Source organism: Prosthecobacter sp., from assembly GCF_044226605.1.
Taxonomy (GTDB): domain Bacteria; phylum Verrucomicrobiota; class Verrucomicrobiia; order Verrucomicrobiales; family Verrucomicrobiaceae; genus Prosthecobacter.
Genome location: NZ_JBGAGS010000004.1, coordinates 331541 through 351620, shown reverse-complemented (window position 1 = coordinate 351620; position 20080 = coordinate 331541). Strand labels below are relative to the sequence as shown.

The 20080-nt window shown below is 60.5% G+C and carries 18 protein-coding genes and 2 tRNA genes; 15 read left to right on the top strand and 5 right to left on the bottom strand.

Annotation, left to right across the window (positions count from 1 at the left end):
- Nucleotides 1-17 precede the first annotated feature (17 nt).
- The 4 genes from ACILSO_RS07480 to tgt all read left to right on the top strand — a co-directional run bounded on the left by ACILSO_RS07480 (nucleotide 18) and on the right by tgt (nucleotide 5941).
- Nucleotides 18-809 carry a hypothetical protein gene (locus ACILSO_RS07480; protein WP_395736756.1) on the top strand — a complete coding sequence of 264 codons (792 nt, stop codon included), beginning with the start codon at nucleotides 18-20 and terminating at the stop codon, nucleotides 807-809.
- A 339-nt stretch (nucleotides 810-1148) separates the two neighbouring features.
- Nucleotides 1149-2258 (top strand): phosphoribosylglycinamide formyltransferase, encoded by a 1110-nt coding sequence (purN, locus tag ACILSO_RS07475; RefSeq protein ID WP_395736755.1) that lies wholly within the window; start codon nucleotides 1149-1151, stop codon nucleotides 2256-2258.
- Nucleotides 2255-4264: an ATP-dependent helicase gene (locus ACILSO_RS07470; protein WP_395736754.1), complete on the top strand. Its 2010-nt coding sequence runs from the start codon at nucleotides 2255-2257 to the stop codon at nucleotides 4262-4264. Before purN ends, ACILSO_RS07470 begins: the two co-directional genes overlap by 4 nt.
- 51 nt (nucleotides 4265-4315) lie before the next feature.
- Nucleotides 4316-5941 carry a tRNA guanosine(34) transglycosylase Tgt gene (gene tgt, locus ACILSO_RS07465; RefSeq protein WP_395736753.1) on the top strand — a complete coding sequence of 542 codons (1626 nt, stop codon included), beginning with the start codon at nucleotides 4316-4318 and terminating at the stop codon, nucleotides 5939-5941.
- 87 nt (nucleotides 5942-6028) lie between these two features.
- On the opposite strand, the gene ACILSO_RS07460 is transcribed toward tgt, so the two are convergent.
- Entirely contained in the window at nucleotides 6029-6292 is a 264-nt protein-coding gene (locus tag ACILSO_RS07460; RefSeq protein WP_395736752.1) for a DUF1232 domain-containing protein, read from the bottom strand.
- A gap of 386 nt (nucleotides 6293-6678) precedes the next feature.
- Here ACILSO_RS07460 and ACILSO_RS07455 point away from each other — a divergent pair, with 386 nt between their 5' ends.
- The 5 genes from ACILSO_RS07455 to ACILSO_RS07435 are packed head-to-tail and all read left to right on the top strand — an operon-like array spanning nucleotide 6679 to nucleotide 9548.
- Entirely contained in the window at nucleotides 6679-7206 is a 528-nt protein-coding gene (locus tag ACILSO_RS07455; RefSeq protein ID WP_395736751.1) for a hypothetical protein, read from the top strand.
- Between the two features lie 46 nt (nucleotides 7207-7252).
- On the top strand, nucleotides 7253-7639 hold the full coding sequence (locus tag ACILSO_RS07450) for a VOC family protein (protein ID WP_395736750.1): 387 nt from the start codon (nucleotides 7253-7255) through the stop codon (nucleotides 7637-7639).
- 15 nt (nucleotides 7640-7654) lie between these two features.
- A complete protein-coding gene (locus ACILSO_RS07445) occupies nucleotides 7655-8245 on the top strand; it encodes a hypothetical protein (protein WP_395736749.1) in 591 nt (196 codons plus the stop codon).
- Entirely contained in the window at nucleotides 8242-8880 is a 639-nt protein-coding gene (locus tag ACILSO_RS07440) for a protein phosphatase 2C domain-containing protein (protein WP_395736748.1), read from the top strand. Before ACILSO_RS07445 ends, ACILSO_RS07440 begins: the two co-directional genes overlap by 4 nt.
- A 2-nt stretch (nucleotides 8881-8882) precedes the next feature.
- Nucleotides 8883-9548 (top strand): hypothetical protein, encoded by a 666-nt coding sequence (locus ACILSO_RS07435; protein ID WP_395736747.1) that lies wholly within the window; start codon nucleotides 8883-8885, stop codon nucleotides 9546-9548.
- 29 nt (nucleotides 9549-9577) lie between these two features.
- Here ACILSO_RS07435 and ACILSO_RS07430 read toward each other — a convergent pair whose 3' ends face one another.
- Nucleotides 9578-11275 (bottom strand): glutamine--tRNA ligase/YqeY domain fusion protein, encoded by a 1698-nt coding sequence (locus tag ACILSO_RS07430; RefSeq protein WP_395736746.1) that lies wholly within the window; start codon nucleotides 11273-11275, stop codon nucleotides 9578-9580.
- A 128-nt stretch (nucleotides 11276-11403) separates the two neighbouring features.
- On the opposite strand from ACILSO_RS07430, the gene ACILSO_RS07425 reads away from it, so the two are divergent.
- The gene (locus tag ACILSO_RS07425; RefSeq protein ID WP_395736745.1) at nucleotides 11404-12714 is read left to right on the top strand and encodes a phosphoribosylaminoimidazolesuccinocarboxamide synthase; all 1311 of its coding nucleotides are present in this window, start codon (nucleotides 11404-11406) and stop codon (nucleotides 12712-12714) included.
- A gap of 485 nt (nucleotides 12715-13199) precedes the next feature.
- On the opposite strand, the gene ACILSO_RS07420 is transcribed toward ACILSO_RS07425, so the two are convergent.
- Entirely contained in the window at nucleotides 13200-13652 is a 453-nt protein-coding gene (locus ACILSO_RS07420; RefSeq protein ID WP_395736744.1) for a hypothetical protein, read from the bottom strand.
- Between the two features lie 176 nt (nucleotides 13653-13828).
- On the opposite strand from ACILSO_RS07420, the gene ACILSO_RS07415 reads away from it, so the two are divergent.
- From ACILSO_RS07415 to hemB, 5 genes are all read left to right on the top strand, one after another.
- Nucleotides 13829-13903: transfer RNA gene (locus ACILSO_RS07415), tRNA-Asn, on the top strand.
- A gap of 8 nt (nucleotides 13904-13911) precedes the next feature.
- Nucleotides 13912-13986 (top strand) — tRNA-Met (locus ACILSO_RS07410).
- A 473-nt stretch (nucleotides 13987-14459) separates the two neighbouring features.
- A complete protein-coding gene (locus ACILSO_RS07405) occupies nucleotides 14460-14795 on the top strand; it encodes a hypothetical protein (RefSeq protein ID WP_395736743.1) in 336 nt (111 codons plus the stop codon).
- Between the two features lie 21 nt (nucleotides 14796-14816).
- Nucleotides 14817-15242, top strand: coding sequence for a hypothetical protein (locus ACILSO_RS07400; RefSeq protein ID WP_395736742.1), 426 nt, complete (start codon nucleotides 14817-14819; stop codon nucleotides 15240-15242).
- A gap of 237 nt (nucleotides 15243-15479) precedes the next feature.
- Nucleotides 15480-16454 carry a porphobilinogen synthase gene (gene hemB / locus ACILSO_RS07395; RefSeq protein WP_395736741.1) on the top strand — a complete coding sequence of 325 codons (975 nt, stop codon included), beginning with the start codon at nucleotides 15480-15482 and terminating at the stop codon, nucleotides 16452-16454.
- A 120-nt stretch (nucleotides 16455-16574) separates the two neighbouring features.
- Here hemB and ACILSO_RS07390 read toward each other — a convergent pair whose 3' ends face one another.
- Together ACILSO_RS07390 and ACILSO_RS07385 are read right to left on the bottom strand one after the other, a co-directional pair.
- Nucleotides 16575-17447, bottom strand: coding sequence for a tetratricopeptide repeat protein (locus ACILSO_RS07390; RefSeq protein WP_395736740.1), 873 nt, complete (start codon nucleotides 17445-17447; stop codon nucleotides 16575-16577).
- A gap of 10 nt (nucleotides 17448-17457) precedes the next feature.
- Nucleotides 17458-20073: a DUF4838 domain-containing protein gene (locus tag ACILSO_RS07385; protein WP_395736739.1), complete on the bottom strand. Its 2616-nt coding sequence runs from the start codon at nucleotides 20071-20073 to the stop codon at nucleotides 17458-17460.
- Between the last annotated feature and the right edge of the window lie 7 nt (nucleotides 20074-20080).

Here is a 20080-nt window from a genome sequence, read left to right as displayed (position 1 = left end):
ATTTTCGCAAATCTGTCATGCAAATCCGATTTTTGAGCGACGGCAACGAGTACCGTTCATACGGTGGCGGGAGCTTTTCCAAGAAAAAAGATTCCGGCGGCATCTTCTGGTGGACCATTCTCATCACTCTGCTGATGGGCTTCGCCACCTTCTGCTGGTTCTTCAGCATTATGGTCTTCGCTCATCCTGAGAAGCCCTTCAACTACCGCGTCCTCGCACGCTTCGACAAGCTCGATCCCCTTCGCAAGTTCACCAACTACACCGTGCCACAGGGCAAGTTCCTTCCTGCGCGCGATCTCCTTGCGGAGTTCTATTCCTTTAACAGCGAGCAGCTTGCGGTGAAGAACGACCTCCTCAAGCGTTCCTACATTCGCAACTACAAGCAGGAGCAGCCCCTTTACGTCAAAGGCAGCTTCCAGGTCATCAACGCCCGCCCTCTCACCACCAAGGACGTCATCACCGAAGGCTGGGTCGTTCGCGCACGTTCCTCCGACATCGAAGACGTGGACATCGAGATCGTTCTTCCTGGCAACAAGGATAAAGCAGATCCTTATCAGGCCGGCGACACACTCGTCCTCGATCAGAAGAGCACCTTCGCTGCTGCCCTCCACGTGCAGAAGTTCGATCAGGAGCGCGTTTGCGTCACGCTCATGCCTCTCTCCTACCAGGGCTTCGTCACCAAGAACGGCAAGCAGTTCCCCATGGCGCCTCCAGCCAAGCTCAACATGGACGCTTACTGGCCCCTCACACGCGACCCCGGCGCCGCCGTCCTCGAAAACGCCGAGAAAGTCGTCTCCAAGCAGAACTAGAAATCATTCCACCCCATCCCAAAAAAGCGGAGGCTCACCCCTCCGCTTTTTTTATGCCCATCATACTAAACCACAAAATACCACTAAAGAGGAAAACATGGTATTGCATAACGCAAAGAAACACTCAGATCGCTCACATCTTAAGTCTCCCCTCTGAAATTTTTCTGCCCAAAATCTTTCTGCCCTTCTCCCTCTCCCCATTCACCCCACGCCCCCTCTCAACAAAATCTTCCTAGCCCTAATCTTTCTACCAAAATTTTTCTTCTCCAACAGTCTCCCATTTTTCCTTTCCTCCCGCTCGTTCCTTGCATCCCGCCCTCTCCATGCCATTAACAAAGCATGCCCGCAGACTACACCCCCGCCACCATCGCCGACGTCCGGCGCTTGCGTGACACCTTGGATCAACAAGGAAAAAAACTGGTGTTCACCAATGGCTGCTTCGATCTCCTCCACGCCGGCCACGTCCGCTACCTTGAGCAGGCCCGTGCCCTTGGAGACGCCATGGTGGTCGCTTTAAATTCAGACGCCTCCGTCCGCGTCCTCAAAGGCCCCGACCGTCCCCTCAATTCCCAAAACGATCGCGCCGAAGTCATGGCCGCCCTTCGTGCCGTCGATGCCGTCGTCATCTTCGACGACGCACGTGCCACCGCACTCATCGAAGCCATCCGCCCTCACGTCTATGCCAAAGGCGGCGACTACACCGTCGAGTCCTTGAACCGCGAAGAACGCTCCGCCCTCGAGGCTGCAGGCAGCCAGATCTCCATCCTCCCGCTCGTCCCCGGTCGCTCCACCACCAGCACCATCAACAAGATGCTCGCCACGGACTGCACCCTCGCGAGCAACGCCAAACTCCGTCTTGCTGTCCTCGGCTCCGGCGCAGGCTCCAATCTCCGCGCCATCATCTCCGCCATCCAGGCCGGCACCCTGAATGCGGAAATCGCCATCGCTCTCAGCGATCAGTCCGAATCCGCCTTCCTTCAAATCGCACGCGAGGCCGGCCTCTCCGCACTCCACGTCGATGGCGGTGCCAACCCGCGCAAATTCAGCGACGCCGCACAAAAGGAAATCTTCGAGCACCTCGAACGTGCCCGCGTCGATGTCGTCGTGCTCATTGGTTTCATGCGCATCCTCAAAGACCCCGTCATCAGCGCCTACGCCGGACGCATCGTCAATGTGCATCCTTCATTGCTCCCAAAACACAAAGGCGCCAATGCACCTCAGCTTGCCATCGATGCTGGCGATCCCGAAACCGGTTGCACCGTCCACCTTGTCACCGCGGAGATCGATGCCGGCCGCATTCTCGCGCAGGCCACCGTTCCGGTGCATGCCGGCGACACCGCCGAAAAACTCCACGCCCGCATCAAGACCGAAGAACACAAGCTCCTCCCTCAGGTGCTCAACGAATGGCGCGAACGCGGCCTGCCCGTCCGAGGTGCGGGACAGCCATGAGCGGCTTCACCGGCACACTCAATGCGCAACAGCGTGAGGCCGCGACGCACATTCACGGCCCGCTGCTCATCCTCGCAGGCGCAGGCACTGGCAAGACCCGCGTGCTCACCGCCCGCATCAGCTACATGGTGAATGAGGGCATCAATCCCAAGAACATCCTCTCCGTCACCTTCACCAACAAGGCCGCCAATGAAATGCGCGAGCGTATCAAAGGCATGGTTCGCGATGGCCTCGGCAAAAAAGTCGTCGTCGGCACCTTCCACGCGTTCTGCGTCCGCCTCCTCCGCGAGTTCGCCGAGCACGTCGGCTACAAAAACAACTTCGCCATCTACAGCGCAGGCGAGCAGGAAACTCTCATCAAGCGCGTGTTGCAAAGCCTGCTCGTCAAAGACGAAACGCTCGATCCCAGCATGGCCCTCATGCGCATCAGCAAAGCCAAAAATGCAGGCGAGGGCCTCGGCGATCCAGAGACCAATCTCGACGCCGCCGTCATGCAGAAATACATGGACGAGATGCGCGGCCTCAACGTCATGGACTTCGATGACCTCATCATCCTCGGCGTGAAGCTCCTCGAAGAAAACGCCCAGGTCCGCGCCACCGTGCAGAGCCGCCACCATTACGTGATGGTCGATGAATTCCAGGACACCAACTCCCTCCAGATGCGTCTCCTCCGCGCACTCGTGCCCGCACCCTACAACGTCTGCGTCGTGGGAGACGACGACCAGTCCATCTACGGCTGGCGTGGCGCCGAAATCACCAACATCACCGAATTCGAAAACTTCTTCCCCAATCCCCACGTCGTAAAGCTGGAGGAAAACTACCGCAGTACCACGCCCATCCTCCACACGGCCAACAGCCTCATCAAAAACAACGCCGGTCGCCGCCCCAAGTCCCTCTGGAGCCGCAATCAAGGCAGCGATCTCGTCCGTCTCATTGCCAACGAGGATGACAAGGAAGAGGCCGACATGATAGCCAAAGATGTGGAGACCGCCCACTTTGCCAACAAGCAGCCGCTCGAAGAGTTTGCCGTCCTCTTCCGTACCAACGACCAGTCGCGTATTCTGGAGCAAGCATTCCGCCAGCGCAAAATCGCCTACCGTGTCGTCGGCGCACGCAGCTTCTTCGACCGCCGCGAAGTGAAGGACATCCTCAGCTACCTCAGCGTCCTGCACAATCCGCACGACGACATGGCTCTGTTGCGCATTCTAAACACACCCACTCGCGGCATCGGCAGCGCCACCGCCGAGTTGGCGCGCGAGCGCAGCATGGAAAAGCACCACAGCATCTGGGTGGCGCTGTGCGATGAGGATTTTCTGCGCCAGATTCCTGAAAAGGGGCGCAATGCCATCCGCACCTTCACGCAGCTCATTGTGAAATTTGCCGGACCTGCCACCACGCCGGGCACCAATCTGGTGGACATGACGCAGGCGCTCATCCTTGAGGTCGGCTACATGGAATATCTCAAGAAGGCCGCCAAAACCCCCGATGATTTCGCAGGCTGGGAGAACGGCATCAACGAACTGCTGAAAAGCATGACGAACCATGCCGAGCGCGACCGCGCCAGCGGCCTCGCCGGGTTCCTGGATGAAGTCAGCCTCAATGATGACCGCGAAGAAAAGGACGACATCGAAAAGAAAAAAGGCGTGTGCCTCATCACCATGCACGCCTCCAAAGGTCTCGAATTCCCCGTCGTCTTCCTCCCCGGCATGGAGCAGGGCATCCTCCCGCACAAACGCAGCTTCGACGAAGGCCGCGTCGATGAAGAGCGCCGTCTCTTCTACGTCGGTATCACCCGTGCCAAGCAAAAGCTCACCATGAGCTACACCCGCACGCGCATGAAGTGGGGCAAGGTGCAGAGCAGCATGCCCAGCACCTTTCTCAAGGAACTCGACCGCAAATACGTCGAGGAGCTCGACTACACCAAGCACATGAACGAGACCACCACGCAGGAGGAAAACACCAATTTCTTCTCCGGCCTCCGCGCCATGCTCGCAGACCCGAAGTAACGCCTTTTCTGAGTACGTAATTCGGATCGTAGCCCTCTCCGGAAGCCCTGCATGTCCCCCTCACGCCTCCAGTTCTGCCTCGACGCGCAATCCAGCGACTCCCGCGCGCGCGCCACCACGTTTCACACGCTGCACGGCACCATCCAGTCGCCGCTCTTCATGCCCGTCGGCACGCAGGCCACCGTGAAGGCTCAGACCCAGGAGACCCTGCACACCTCCGGCTCGCAGATCCTCCTCGCCAATACCTACCACCTCCTGCTACGTCCTGGTCCCGATGTCTTCACCAAGCTAGGCGGCATCCACAAATTCATGAACTGGCCCGGCTCCGTCCTCACCGACTCCGGCGGCTACCAGATCTTCTCGCTCCCCCACTCCCGCTCCATGACGGAAAAGGGTGCCGTCTTCCAGAGCTACGTCGATGGCCAGCGCATCCTCCTCAGCCCCGAGCTCAGCATTCAAACCCAGCGCGCCATCGGCAGCGACATCATGATGGTGCTCGACCAGTGCATCCCGTCCACCGCCGACGAAAAAACAACGCGCGCCGCCCTGCAGATCACCCAGCGCTGGGCCCTGCGCAGCCTCGCCGCGCGTGAAGACTCCCCGCAATCCATGTTCGGCATCGTCCAGGGCGCCCTCTACCCCCACCTCCGCCGCGAGAGTGCTGATGGCCTCATGCAGATCGACTTCGACGGCTTCGCCATCGGCGGCCTCGCTGTCGGCGAAGAAAAGAGCGAACGCGAAGACGTCTGCGAGCTCACCGCCGCCATGCTCCCCTCAGACCGCCCCCGCTACCTCATGGGCGTCGGCACCCCCGTCGATGTTCTCGAGGCCGTCCATCGCGGCGTGGACATGTTCGACTGCATCATCCCCACCCAGGTCGCCAAACGCGGCACCGCCTTCACCTCCCGCGGCATCGTCGAGCTCCGCCGCTCCGTGTACAAATTCAGCGAAGACCGCCTCGATCCCACCTGCACCTGCCCCGTCTGCGCCACCCACACCCGCGCCTACCTCCACCACCTCACCAAAACGCAGGAGCCCCTCGGCTGGACCCTCGTTGGCCAGCACAACATCCACTTCTACCACCAGCTCATGCGCGAGATCCGCCAGAGCATCCTCGAAGACCGCTTCCTCCCGCTCTACCGCGAACGCCGCGAGATCCTCCCCATCGAAGACATCGATCACCCCGTCACCCATCCCAAGCGTACCTCCGCCAAAATCCATCACGAAGGCGACTACGAGCTCCACGGCCAGCCACCCGCGATCCTCCACACGCCCTCGCTGCGCATCGTCCCCACCACCCCGCAGCTCGATCCCGCCATCGAGTCCCAGCTCATCCAGTCCCTCCGCCAGCCCGCCGACTCACCGCCCCTCATCGTTTGGGACACGCACCTTGATGCCGCCGCCACCGCCATCGCCATCATCCTCCTCTACGAAGCCGAATCCGCCAAAGGCCCCATCCGCCCCCTCCATCTCGTCAGCTTCAGCACCGACCTCTCCCCGCTGCGCCTCGCCCTCCACCACAAGCGCCACTTCCCCTACCTTCGCCACGGCGCCGCCGACACCCTCATCCGCCGCGATCACTGGGCCTCCCGCTACTGCCCCGGCCTCCGGTGGAGCCTGGTGCAAGGTGGCATCGCCGGTCCGGAAATGCCCGCTGCGGACCTGGTGGTGCAATGAAGTACTCGTGAGCTTTAGCTCACTCCGGGAAGGCGTGGCAGCCCCAGAGGGCTAAAGCCCGGGACTACTTTCGCTTGATGGCCTGCGTCATTCCTTCGTCACCTCAATGTCATGCGTCTTGGGCGTTCCCGGCTTTTCCTCCGGCTTCTTCCGCTTCAGGAAATGCCCAATATCGAAGCCAAAGTAAGCCATGCAGTTGATCAGGAGCGCCGTCGCCGCCGCCTCATCCAGATTCCCAATCAAAGGAAAATTATCCGGGATGAACTCAATAACACCTCCCGTGGGATTCAGCAGGTACAGCGCCGACAGAATGCCCGAAGCGAGCACCAAAAGATCGCGAATGAATTTCATAGAAAAGAAAAAGGGCAGGGGATCAAAGCCCACTCCAGTATGCCCCTCTTCCGCTCGCTACGCCAAAACATCCTTGGCCCAAATTTGGAATGACATGGCCGCTTTGGTACGGCCAAGGTTCCCATTTGAAACCCATCAGCCACTCGATTTTAGGCAGGAGCACCGGCTCGACAGGGCCATCAGATCGTTTTAGGCTTCGCTCCATCCGGTTCGACAACGGTGCAAATCAAATGGCGGCAGACTACAACCCTGAAGTTTTGGCGGAGAGATGGAAACAACCCCTCCATGGATTTCGCGACCAATGCCAGGCCCTCTGGGAGGCCGGGCGTCCGCGCCAGCGCTGGTTCTCCTTCAAGCCTCCCGAGCCCGATTTGACCGCGGACAAAATGACGCCCAAAGCCGACCGCCTCATCCTGGCCTATCACGGCTACGTCGTTCTGGGGCATTTTGCCCGCGCCTTTTTTCCCGCTTACATTCCGGGGCAAAACACCCACTATGGCAGCGTGGTGTATTCCACCAATCCATCAGACTGCCCCGCCGTCTTTGACCTGGCCTGGAGAGTCAATGAACTCCGCTTCGGGCAGTCGCCACCACCGCCTAAAACCGAAGCCGTTGCCAACGCGATCCGCGACGACCGCTCATCCTTCGCCGTGATCAAGCTGCCGCCCACGCTCGGTGCCAAGCCTGGAAGCTGTTTTGGCAATATCTGCATCCAGCGCACCCGCCTGCCCCTTGGCTACATCCACACCCGTCTTGTGCCAATTCTCATACAACCTGAAAAAACCGACTGGTGCACCCTACTGCCACTCCGCTTTTGGAGCCCGGATCTGATCAAAATCTGGCAGGGCGGCCCCCCGGCATATCCCCCGGAACCCTTCCTGGAAGAATGCCGCCGCTTCGACGTCACCCCCTGACGCCCTCAAAATCAAAATCAGCAAACAGAGAACAGAGAACAGAGAAATGACCCTCTCCCAAATCGACCACCTCGCCCTCCGCTGCGCCTCTCTTCAGGCTACCACGGACTGGTATGTCTCCACCCTTGGCTTCGAGCACGTTTATCCCGGTCACGGCGGTGGCGTCCCCGTCTTCCTTCGCCTCGGTTCCACCTTCCTCACTCTTTTCCCCGAAAAGGAAAATCAGCCCTCCGCCAAAAACGGCCAGGCCTGGCACCTCGCCCTCCGTGCCGCAACCTACGCCGACTTCCAGTCCGCCCAGGACGAACTCCGCTCCAAGGGCATCGCCTGCCAGTTCCGCGACCACGACATCTCTCACTCCATCTATTTTTCAGATCCCGACGGCTTCCTCCTCGAAATCACCACCTACGATCTGCCGAAGGAGCCACGCTGATGTCCATTACCCTTCATGCAAAACATCGAAGAAATACGCGCTGAAGTCCTCCGCTGGTTCGATCCCACCTCCCGCGAAGCTGACTCCGACAGCGAGCATCACTCGCCCGACGGCCGCTATTCCCTCCGCTGCACCGGTTTCCGTATGTCCGATCCCCGGCGAAACTGGGTGGTTCTTGAAGTGTGCGTCATCGAAAATGCCTCCGGAGAGCAGCTCTTCAAATTCGTCACAGACCACGACGAGAGCTTTCATGCCTGGCTGGTCGTTCATGGCACCGATTACCTCATTTTCCCCGAGGCGCAGGGCGGCCAGACCGTCTTCGATCTCACGCACCGCAAATTTGCCAGCCACTTCACCTCCGAAGACGAGTTCATCTGGGTGGGGTTCCATCTCTCACCTTCCCGTCGTTGGCTTGCCATTCAGGGATGCTATTGGGCCTGCCCTGACAGTGTGATGGTCTATGATTTCTCCAAGCCGCTCTCACTGCCATTGCCCAAAGTCCGCGAGATATGCGAAGACTGCAATACCAGCTTCTCATGCTGGACAGAAGCAGATGAACTCATCCTCACTGACGGCCAGCTCTTTAAAATGCCGGACGCCCCATGACCCTCCACTCCAACACCGAGCCGGGCGGCAAACCCACGAACGAAGATTACCTCATCGCCCGTCGTCACCCGTCGGCCTCTGACACCCTCATCTGCCTCCTCGCAGACGGCCAGGGTGGCCAGTCAAACGGCGCTCTTGCCGCACGCACCGCATGCGAAAGCGCCTGGATCCACGCCCTTCATCGCCCCGCTCACTCACTCTTTGAGGATGGCACATGGCCAGATATCCTCCAGCAGGCCGACCACGAAACCTCTCTCACCGGTGGCTTTACCACCCTCATCGCACTGGCCGTCACAAAGGACTTCGTCGCCGGCGCGTCCTCCGGCGACTCCAAAGTCTTCTTCAAACACCGCTCGCGTAGCGATCTCCATGAATGGACAGCCCATCAGCACAAAAATCCCCCCGTCGGCAGCCAGTCCGCGGACTTCGTTCCCTTCATGTGCCATGCCGTTGGCGGCGGCCGCATCTTGATGCTCTCCGATGGCGCTTGGAAATACTGCGGCTACGACGCCCTCACGCAGTCCTTCGACCTTTCCGCCTCTTCAGTTCCAGACCACCTCCGCAATGCCATTCTCAGCAGGTCAGGCCCCACATTGCCCGATGACTTCAGCATCATCACCGTGGACATCGATTGAATATGAAAACGCCATCACCCCGTATCTTGCTCAAGGCGCTCTCAAAAAACGGCCCCTGCCTCCGCCGCTCCCGCCTTCTCTGCGTGGTCATCTCCCTGGGCTTCGCGGTCTCCCATGCCGAGGATAAGACTCCCGCGCAGAGCTACGAGGAAATGTTCATGGGACAGAAGCGTCCCTTCGCCCAGCGTGGCCCGGCTCCTGTGCCCGGAGCGAAGCCGGAGGACACGGCCAGAGCGCTCTACTCAAACGAGGTCTTCTTCAATCTGCGCAACTCATTCCCTCAGCCCATCACAGACTACCTCTCTCCCTGTTTCTCACCCGGTCTGCTCCAGCATTTCGCCCAAAGCCGTGCGGATATTCAGGAATGGATGACACTGCACAAAGACGACCTCATGAAGCTGCCCATGGGCGAAGGCTCCATCTTCCTCTCATGCTATGAAGGCGGCGATGAGTTCTCCATCGGCACCGTGAAAGTGGAGGGAGACAAAGCCGAAGTCACCATCAAGCTCAACTACCATGAAAATGGAAAAGCCTATCCCTGGCAGGACGTCGCCGTCCTCATCCGCTCCTCCGGCAAATGGCTGCTCGACGACATACGTTTTGATGTAGAGGAAAACACTGGGCGCACCCTTCGCAAGCGCACCCAGATTCCCAAAGCAAAGCCATGAGGAGATGCTCCCGCATCTGCCCGCATCCCTCACTTCTTCACCCACCCATCCTTCAGCGTCACCGTCCGGTTAAACACCGGCGCGCCCGGCTTGCTCTCCACTGGGTCCGCATAAAAATACGCCACGCGCTCAAACTGCCAGTGGCTTCCCGGCGCTGCATCCTTCAGGGAAGGCTCCAGCTTCGCCGTCACCACCTCGCACGAGGCCGGATTCAGAAACTTCGCAAAGTCCCCATCCTCGCCCGCGTCAGCATCTGGCGTCTCCACCGTGAAGAGCCGGTCATACAGCCTCACCGTCGCATCCACCGCATGCCGCGCACTCACCCAATGGATGATGCCCTTCGGCTTCGTGCGTCCTTCCGGCTTCTTCCCGTGCCGCGTCGCATCATCATACGTGCAGCGCAGTTCCACGATCTTCCCGTCTGCATCTTTGATGACCTCCTGGCAGATGATGCAAAACGCAAACTTCAGCCGCACCTCGCCACCCGGCTTCAGGCGATGAAAGCCCTCAGACGGAAACTCCATGAAATCATCCGCCTCGATGTACAGCTCACGGCACAGCGGCACCTGCCGCGTCCCCGCAGCCGCATCCTCCGGATGATTCGGCGCTTCAAAGTGCTCCACCTGCTCCTCCGGATAGTTCGTGATCACCACCTTGATCGGCCGCACCACGCCATACGCACGCATCGACACCTTGTTCAGGTCCTCACGGATCGCATGCTCCAGCAGCGCGATCTCCGTCAGCGAATTGAACTTCGTCAGTCCAATCGTCTTGCAAAAACTCCGAATCGCCGCCGCCGTGATCCCCCGCCGCCGCATCCCCGAAATCGTTGGCATCCGCGGATCATCCCACCCGTTCACCAGATCATCCTTCACCAGCCTCAGCAGCTTCCGCTTGCTCATCACCGTGTAGGTCAGGTTCAGCCGCGCAAACTCCCTCTGATACGGCGCGCCCGGCAGCCCGTCCACATTGTTGATCAGCCACTCATACAGCGGCCGATGATGCTCAAACTCCAGCGTGCACAGACTGTGCGTGATGCTCTCCAGCGCATCGCTCAGCGGGTGCGCATAGTCATACATCGGATAAATGCACCACGCATCTCCCGTCCGGTGATGGTGCGCATGCAGGATGCGATACAGCGCCGGATCGCGCAGGTTCATATTAGGAGATGCCATGTCGATCTTCGCCCGCAGCACCCTCTCACCTTCCTTAAACTCACCCTTCCGCATCCGGCGGAAGAGATCCAGATTCTCCTCCACACTCCGCTCCGCACCCGCGCTCCGTGTCCCCGGAGACGTCAGCGTGCCACGATTCGCCCGCATCTCCTCATGCGTCTGGTCATCCACATACGCCAGCCCCTTTGTGATGAGCTGCTCCGCAAAGGCATACAGCTTCTCAAAGTAGTCGCTCGCATAAAAAAGATGCTCACCCCAGTCAAACCCCAGCCACTTCACATCCGCCATGATGCTGTCCACATACTCCACCTCCTCCTTCGTCGGATTCGTGTCATCAAACCGCAGATGGCAGCGCGCATTCGGCGCATGCTCCTGCGCCAGCCCAAAGTTCAGGCAGATGCTCTTCGCATGCCCGATGTGCAAATAACCATTCGGCTCAGGCGGAAACCGCGTCACCACCTGCCCCCCGTTGCGACCCGCCGCCAGATCGGCAGCGATCATTTCACGGATGAAATCAAGAGAGGCGGTGGGGGTGGCGGCAGCTTCAGACATGAAAAAGGGTGAGGGCGAACGTAGGAGACGGAAGTTTAAAGTTCAAAGTTTAAAGTTCAAAGTTCAAAGTTCGCCGTTCTCTGTTCCCAGTTGCGCGCCGCCCGAATCCGTTGTTTTTCCCCCCATCCATGACCCATTCCGCCCCAGCGCCCACGCACCTCGATCTCTCCCAGCTTGGCGAGCCCGTTTACCGCGGCTCCGTTCAGAATCTCTACGCCGTCCCAGATCATCCCGGCTACGTCGTCTGCGAGACCACCCCCGCGGGCTCCGTCTTCGATGTCGGCTCCATCTTCAATATCGAAGGGAATGACCTCAACCGCGCCATCTTCCGCCACGCCATGTACTCCCGCCTGGCCCAGCCTGCCACCTGGCAGCGCGTGAAGGCCGCCATCGAGGCCACCCCCATGGACCCCGCCTGGCGCGCCGAGCTCCTCTCCGGCCCCATGGAGACCATGCTCGAGCGCGGCGCCTCCACCCATCACCTCGGCATGGTCGATGCCGTCACCGGCGAGATCGTCCGCGAAGGCCTCCCCGTCAATCCAAGCTGCTACAATGTCGTGCGTCGCTTCCCCGTCATGCACCCGCCGCAGCGCAATCTCCTCGGCACCCACGTCTTCGACTACGTCCAGTTCCACCAAAGCTCCACCTACGTCGTCCCTCTGGAATACATCGTCCGCTTCGGCGTCACCAGCGGCTCCTCCATCCTCAAAAAATATCAAGGCCTCAGCGAATCCGCCAAGCGCAGCTACGAGCAGGAGCTCGGCCTCAGCAAGCCCATGGGCGTCTGGGAAATGCTCGAGCGCCCGATCTACGATCTCACCAGCAAATACGAGCCCGAAGACCGCGCCGTTAGCAAGCAGGAGGCCCTCATCATGTCCGGCCTCAGCAGCCAGGATTTCCTGCACACCGTGAAGCTCGCCATCCTCGGCGGCTGGGCTGTCCGCGAACTCCTCGAATCCGCAGGGCTCCTCCTCTGGGATCTCAAATGGGAGTTCGCCGTCGCCGATGAAGAACTCCTCTTTGTCGATACCATCGACGCCGACTCCTTCCGCGGCACCACTTTCCTCGACGTCTCAGGCCGCAAGCTCGTCATCCATTACAACAAGCAGGCCATGCGCGACTACTACCGCCTCGTCCACCCCGACTGGTACGCCGGCATCAATGAGGCCAAGGCCCACGCTCAAAAAATCGGCACCCCCTTCAAGCAAGTCCTCAAAGCAGGTCAGATCGAAGGCAAATGGCCCCACACCCCCGAAGTCGATCCCGCCTTCCTCGATCTCCAGGCCCTCAAGACCGCCCTCATCCGCCAGCACGTCGCCTCCGAGCGCGACGCCCCCTCCATCCGCGCCGACCTCGAAGCCACCGGCCAGGCCGAAGTCGAATTCTACCGCCTCCGCGGCCTCCTTGACCAACTCCTCGCCGCAAACTCCGTCGCATAGACTCGCTCTCGAAAAGCCTGTCCTATTGCGCTTGCACACGCAGCACCCCAGCTAGAAACCGCAAGCGCACCCCTCCGTCCGTAGGTTGGGTGTGTTTGGCGTCGAGACCACACCCGTGGTCCAACCCATCCTCCGCCAAACCGCCCGACTGCGAGGACTCCCGCACCTCCCACACCCCCACCTCACTTCGACTGCCAGCCCCCCCTGGGAGCGCGACACTCCGATGCCGCAGCGTTCCGCTCTCGCGCAGCGCTCCGCACCTCCTCAGACCTCTTCCTCAAGGACTGCTCCAACAATCGCGCTCCAGCCACTTGAACAGGACGCAGAAGAGAGATCCACCCGCAATACAATCATCATCGCAACGGCAAGGCGCATTTTGCCGCCTGCCATCGTGCCACAGGGAAGGGGATAAGACACCCCACCTCACTACGAACAACCCTCCAGGGACGTGTTCCGCACATGCCATGCGCTGCTCCGTTCCCCACTCACCGCTTGTCTCCCTCCACGCTCATCACATCATCCATTCCCCAGACAGACGCCCTCTCAAAGTCATCCGAAGGCCACAGCAGCCAGCTGAGCAAAGACGTCCCCTCGCACATCACCGAGATGCGGCAGTCATGAAACCTGCGTTTCGGTACAGGAATCTCCATCTTCACGCTTCCAAACGGCGCCACCCAGTGATCCATCGTCGAAGTGCACCACGTCTGCAGATCTCTGCGCCCATCTCGCATCATCTCGTACGCTGGAAGATGATCGTTCACCGCCAGGTAACGCACCGGCGTGATCCGGTCATTGATCAGTTCGCATACCAGCCGGCGTGAACCATCCTGATTTTCTCGGATCTCCCGCACCGCCATGTGCAACTGCCTCCGGTTCAGATGCAGCGCCACCACCTCAAACAGCAGCGCTACCAGCAGCAGCAGCGTCAATCGTTGCATGATTTTCCTTCGTCTCATCAGGTTCGTATCACGCAATCCACGCATTCTTCTTGGGCATTCCTTGCGCGAATCCCTCGCCCCAAAAAAAGAACTCAAATTGAATGGATAAAATGCTTGCGCGAATCGCGAGAACGCTTATCCATCTCGCCCCCTTCCTCGGAACGGGGAAAAGTGATTCCTGAGTAGCTCAGCGGTAGAGCGGGTGGCTGTTAACCACTAGGTCGTAGGTTCGAACCCTACCTCAGGAGCCATTTGCAATGGCAGAGTAGCTCAGGGGTAGAGCAGAGGACTCATAAGCCTTTGGTCGGGAGTTCAAATCTCCCCTCTGCCACCACGATTAACCCCTTCAGATTCGTGGTCGGCCAACACGATCTCAAAGAAATCGTCCTCGTCCTCCTACTCGAACTCGTCCTCGATCACAGAGTTCCGCCCCAGGACACCAGTAAAAGTGTCCCCACATCACCGCTGCTGCGCCAGCTCTCTCCATTCGGGATTCGCTTCGCAGCATTGCTTTCCTGCTCTAGCGAAAGTCCTGTCGAGCGTTCAAGAGCAAAACGATCTCAAGCGTATCACCACCGCAGTTTGGCAGCGAAGTGATGCGGGCACTCCTGCCCGCACCGAACGTCCCTCCAGCCCACGCCCTGCTTTCCCGCAGTCCTCCCGCAGAAAACAGCGTCCCTTCTGTCCTTCGGACATGCCACGCCCTCTTTGTCCACCACCACCCCACCTTGCCCCAATCACCCCACTCCGCTACTCTCCATCCCCACGCTCGCCTGCACCGGACAGCCGCAAAAAAACGCTCCACCCATGCTGCCCCTTCTCATCTCCCTCGCCGCCGTCTTCCTCGCGGCCATCGCATGGCTCCATTTCTACACCACGCGTCTTCACTCCCGCCAGCTTTCCACTCTCGCCTCCATGACCTGTCCCTACTGCGGTCATCCTTTCGGCCAGACGACAGCCATCGCCTCACGAGACAGGTTCCTCGCTCAATGCAATGAGACAAGGCTCAGGCTCCCAAACTGCAAGATCAACTTCGCCCGCATCTGGCCCGTTCACTGCCCCTCCTGCTCTGCCCCATACGAGTTTCATCTCGATACCCTTCAACTGCGCTCCCCTCGGCCTCAATCATCCTCTGCCGTCTGACTCGCTCAGCCATCGCTCTCCATGAAATCAGCCATCGCCCTCACCATCGCCATCCTCGGAGTGCTCCTCTCCGTGGCGAACGGCTACGCCGTTCTCAGGACCACTCACGCCGGCACCTCCGCAGCCCTGGCCCTCATGCGTTCGCCCGCCCCTGATCCATCCCATCTGAGTGCCATCGTTGGGGAAACCATCATTGCCGTCACCAGCCACGGCATGTTGGCCATCCTACCAGCCACGTTGCTTTACGTCGCGCTCACCGCTCTCCGGGTTCGTCAGCACTGGTTCTACTCCTGCACCACCGTTGCCGCCATTTACTTCCTCCTCGTGCCACCCTTCGCCACGCTTTACGGCATCATTCTGCTCGTCGCTCTACGCCGCCGAAAATCCGAGTTCGGAGCCCCCGCCATCCCACCATCGACTCATTCCCCCGAGAATGAACCCGTCTGACACAACGGTCATTCAATACCCGCCGGTATCCCCAAACTTCCCCCCCAGGCGCCATCCATCCTCTCAGCCGCATCCTGCGAGTCACCGTTTTTCCACCGCCCACCACGCAACCACCCCGCTTCCCCGGCCCACCATCGCCCCCTCTCGCCAAATCATAAATCAAAAATCGTAAATCATAAATCCCCGCCCCCACTCCCCCTTTGCCCTCTCCTCCTCCCCATCTATATTCCCGCCCCGATGCACCTCCCCATCCGCCCGCGCCGCAACCGCCAGTCACCCGCCATCCGCGATCTCGTTCGCGAGACCGAGCTCACCCCAGGCCATCTCATCTACCCTCTCTTTCTCCAGGAAGGCACTGAAAACACCCCCATCGCCTCCATGCCCGGCTGCACCCGCTGGAGCATCCCCGGCCTCGTTCAGGAAGCAGGCGAAGCCCACGCCCTCGGCGTCCCCGCCGTCGTTCTCTTCCCACGCATCCCCGACGAGCTCAAAACCCGCGGCGCAGAAGCCTGCCATGCCGATGACGGCCTCGTCCCCCGCGCCATTCGCGCCCTCAAAGCCGCCCACCCCACGCTCACCGTCATCACCGATGTCGCCCTCGATCCCTACAACAGCGACGGCCACGACGGCCTAGTCACCGACGACGGCCGCATCTTGAACGACGAAACCGTCGCCGTCCTCTGCCAGCAGGCCCTCTGCCACGCCCGCGCCGGAGCTGACATCGTCTCCCCTAGCGACATGATGGACGGCCGCGTCGCCGCCCTTCGCGCCGCGCTCGATGCCGCCGGCTTCCAGGCCGTCTCCATCATGAGCTATACCGCCAAGTACGCCAGCGCCTACTACGGCCCCTTCCGCGGCGCCCTCGACTCCGCCCCCAAAGCCGGCGACAAAAAGACCTACCAGATGGACCCCGCCAACTCGCGCGAGGCCCTCCGCGAAGCCGCCCTCGACGAAGCCGAAGGCGCCGACATCCTCATGGTCAAGCCCGCCGGCCCCTACCTCGACATCATCGCCAAACTCCGCGCCTCCACCACACTCCCCATCGCCGCCTATCAGGTCAGCGGCGAATACCTCATGATCAAAGCCGGAGCCGCCGGCGGTTGGATCGACGAAACCAAAATCATGCACGAATCCCTCATCGGCATCCGCCGCGCCGGCGCCGACATGATCCTCACCTACTTCGCCAAACAGTGGTCAAAATCCTGGCGCTGAAGCCCGGCCACATTGTGCCAAACCGTCCGATCACGAGGTGTTCGCACGGTTTCCTACTTTCCGTACGCTGACAGAAGGGCTGGCTCCCCGCGCCTCTTGCCCGCCTCCACCTCCCACCCCTTAAAAACTCTCCGCCATCTCATCCAGTTCCCGATTGATCCGTCCCTTCCACTCCGCAGAAATGTCCAGCTTCAGCAGTTCATCAAACGTCTCGATGGCCTTGATCTTCCTCCCCGCGGCCAGCAGCGCACGCGCATAAGCTTCCAGCAGACCGGCCTTGGCGGTGAGGCTGGAGATTTTCGTGAAATCCGTGCCCTCAAAGGCCTTCACCGCTTCCTTCGCACGCTTGTCGTCCACCAGCAGACGTGACAGCGCCGCGAGGCTCTCCACCCGCCACGAATAGTTCGCGGGCGTCACCTGGATCGCCTGGCGGAACTGCGCCTCCGCCTCCTTCGTCTTGCCTTGCTTGAGATACAGCACGCCCACCTCGCGCAGCGCACGTCCGCGCACACCCGGCTCGGCTCCGGGAGACTCCGCCGTCAGCTTCCATTCCTGCAGCTCCGCTGCCGCATCCTTCCGCGCATGATGAATCCCCGCCAGCAAACTGTGCGCCTGGCTGCGGCAGCGCACTGGCCAGGCATCTATGTCCTTGCCCTTCACCAGCGCCAGCGCCTCATCGTACCGCTCAAAGTCCGCCAGCACGCGCAGCCTGGCGAAGTCACGATGCGCAGGCTCCTTCACCTTTTCCGCCAGCGCCAGCGCACGCGGTGCGTCCTTCAGCGAGTCCACGGCCATGCCGATGGCGAAGTCGAGGTACGTGAAATTCTCCGCCGCATCGTCGGTCTTCGCCGCCATCGTTTCCAGTTTCTGAATCGCCTCGTCATAGCGCTTGTCCGCACGCAGACGCTTCACCGCGCTCATCTGCGTGTAGTCAATGGCCAGGGCGGAAACCCCCAGCAGGGAAAAGGCGGCAATGATAAAAAATCGGGTCATGAGCGGGGAATCACTTGAAGGTGGCTTTGCCAAAAGAGGCGTCTCCCGGGATGTGCGAGGCGTTCAGCTTGCCTGTCCATGCAGAAAGTTCCCGGCTGGTTTTCTTGCCAGCGGCGTCCAGAAAGTGCACGCGGCCCACATTCAGATACCACGTCTCCCCAGGCTTCGGCGGCTTCGTGCGCAGCGTTTCAAAAGGGATCACCGCCATCGACTCCCAGTGGCTCTTCGCAGGCAGCAGCTTCGTTTCAAAGCTCCACTCACCATTCCAGCCCTCGTCATTCCACCCGTAGCGTGGGTGCAGGTAGTCGGAGATGAAGCCGTGCTCCGCTTCATTGAAGGAGCTCGCCTCAGGTTCATACGCAAAGTAAAAGTAGCGCGCCCGGTCGCCGCTCGGAGACACATTGATGACAATGCTCTCCTGCAGCCACAGCTCCGCATCGTGCCCGCGTGCCGCAAAGCTCATCTTATCCGCCGGCTGCGTGCCGCTCACACGCACATAGAGATTCGCGTCATCGCACAGCACGCGAAAGCTCGTGGGCGCTTGCAGTGCTTCAGCAGATCCGGACGGCAGCATCGCATGCTCTGCCGCCTTTTCCCACAGCGGCGAGTCCAGCGTCACAGCGCCGCTCACACGCTCGATCGCCAGCGCCTGGCTCTTCTGCAGCAGCGCCTCAGGATTGGCGCGCATCTTCGCCGTGTCCCAGTTGAAGGGCGCACGGTCCAGATAACGGCCCGCATATTTCAGCGAACTCTCACTCGCGTATCGATACGCAGGATTCTTCTTCTTCGCATACTTCGCATCGCCATTCACAACGCCCGCGATGAAGGCATTGCGCGCATCAATCGCATCCAGCAGTTGTGTCATTGAGGCCGCGTTGTTCATCGCCTGATGATTGCGCCACGCATTGATCACCAGCGCCAGGTGCTTCAGGAAATCAAACTCATAGCGCACCATGTCCAGCCTGCGTTTCACCTCGTCCAGTTGCGCTCCGCTCTCCGCCGCCGCCAGGTCCTCCTCCAGGGCGTTCACCACATCCGGCGTCCACACTGTTCCCAGCGCAAAGATGGGGTCGCGCCCTGATTGATACGCGTACGTCCGGATCGCCTGCCACAGTTCCACGCGCTTCTGCACATTGGTGAAAAAACGCCGCATCGGATTCTCACATTCACGGAAGGCCGCCTGCAGATACTCGTCAAACAGTTCTCCCGCGCTCTGGGTGGTGGGATCAATGCCCAGGCGCAGATACACATAGATGTTCGGTCCCTCCAGTCCCCACTGCCCGCCTCCCGGGCTGCCGTTCACCTGCACGGAGTGCACGCGGTTGCTCACCAGCAGACGGTTCTGCTCCGCGATCATGCCCACCGTCGTCAGCGGCGTCAGCCCCACCAGGTGGAAGTTGCCCCAGTTGTAAAGATACGCCGAATATCCGCCCGGCACCTTGAGCTGATTCCACGCCGCGAAGGCCTCCGCGTCCGAGTGCATCATCTCAATGACAACGTTCTCCGGAAATTCTCGGAAGCTCTGCGGCGGCTGAATCGTGGGGCCGTAGGAGGTCATGAGGATCTTCTTGCCCGGCCGGTCCTTCAGCAGCCGCAGCGCCATGTCCCGGTGCATGATCCACAGCTTCTCGCCCCACGCCCGGTCATTGTTGTAGGCGATGCCGTCGGTCGGCTTCGTCGTCGGTGCGATGCCATACAGCGCCGCGCATTCCGCGCACTGGCATGGCCTGTAGCCATCCGCCTGCCCCAGCTCCACCATGTCAAATCCATCATCACAGCGCGCCACGATGTGCTTGTAGATCAGCTCCTGCACTTCCTTGTTCGAGAGGCAGAGCTGCCCGTCATCCGCGGAGAGCGCCGGCTGCCGCACGCCCGCCGTCATCATGAAGTACTCTGGGTGCGTTTTTCCATATTCCTTCATCGGCACCGCAGACGGATGCTGATGCCCAAACCGCGACCAGATGCGCGTGAAGCGCAGCGCGTGGTTGGCCGTGTAAAAAAGCTCCTTGCCGCTGTGCATGTCATGCTCCGCAAACTGCGGCGCACTCAGCACATCCAGCGTCGGCGGCACATGGATGATCGACTGCGGCACAAACGTCGTGCCCGCCTCATCCGGAGAAAGAAACCGCGCCCCCACGTAGCGGTGCACAAACTCCGCCACGCCAAACAGCGTGCCCTCATACGGCCGCGCCTCATCCCTGCCCGTGCTGCGCTTGCCCGCCAGCCGGTCTGGCTCGTCATTCCCTGCGATGATCACATCCTTGCCCACCACCTTGTGCGCAAATCCCCAGCCGTTCAGCTTCTTCATCTCCACCCCCTTTGCCGCCGCAAACTTCGTCGCTCCCAGATAAAAGCCCGGTCGCGCAGCATCCGCAGCCGACTCCTTCACCACAGCCAGCACGATCTTGTTCGCCGCAAACGCCTGCTGCAGCAGTTCCGCCCCGCGCGCCACCGACGACTCAGCCACTTCGTTCACCGCCACATCGGGCACCACGATCTGATACTTCGACCTCCCCCGAAACCCAAGAATCATGTCCTCCGGTGCGTCCTCATCATTCACCTTGGTCTGACCAAAGGCCGATGCAGCGAGGGCGAAGAAACAAACGAGTAAAAAAGTCGGGCGCATGGTCGGT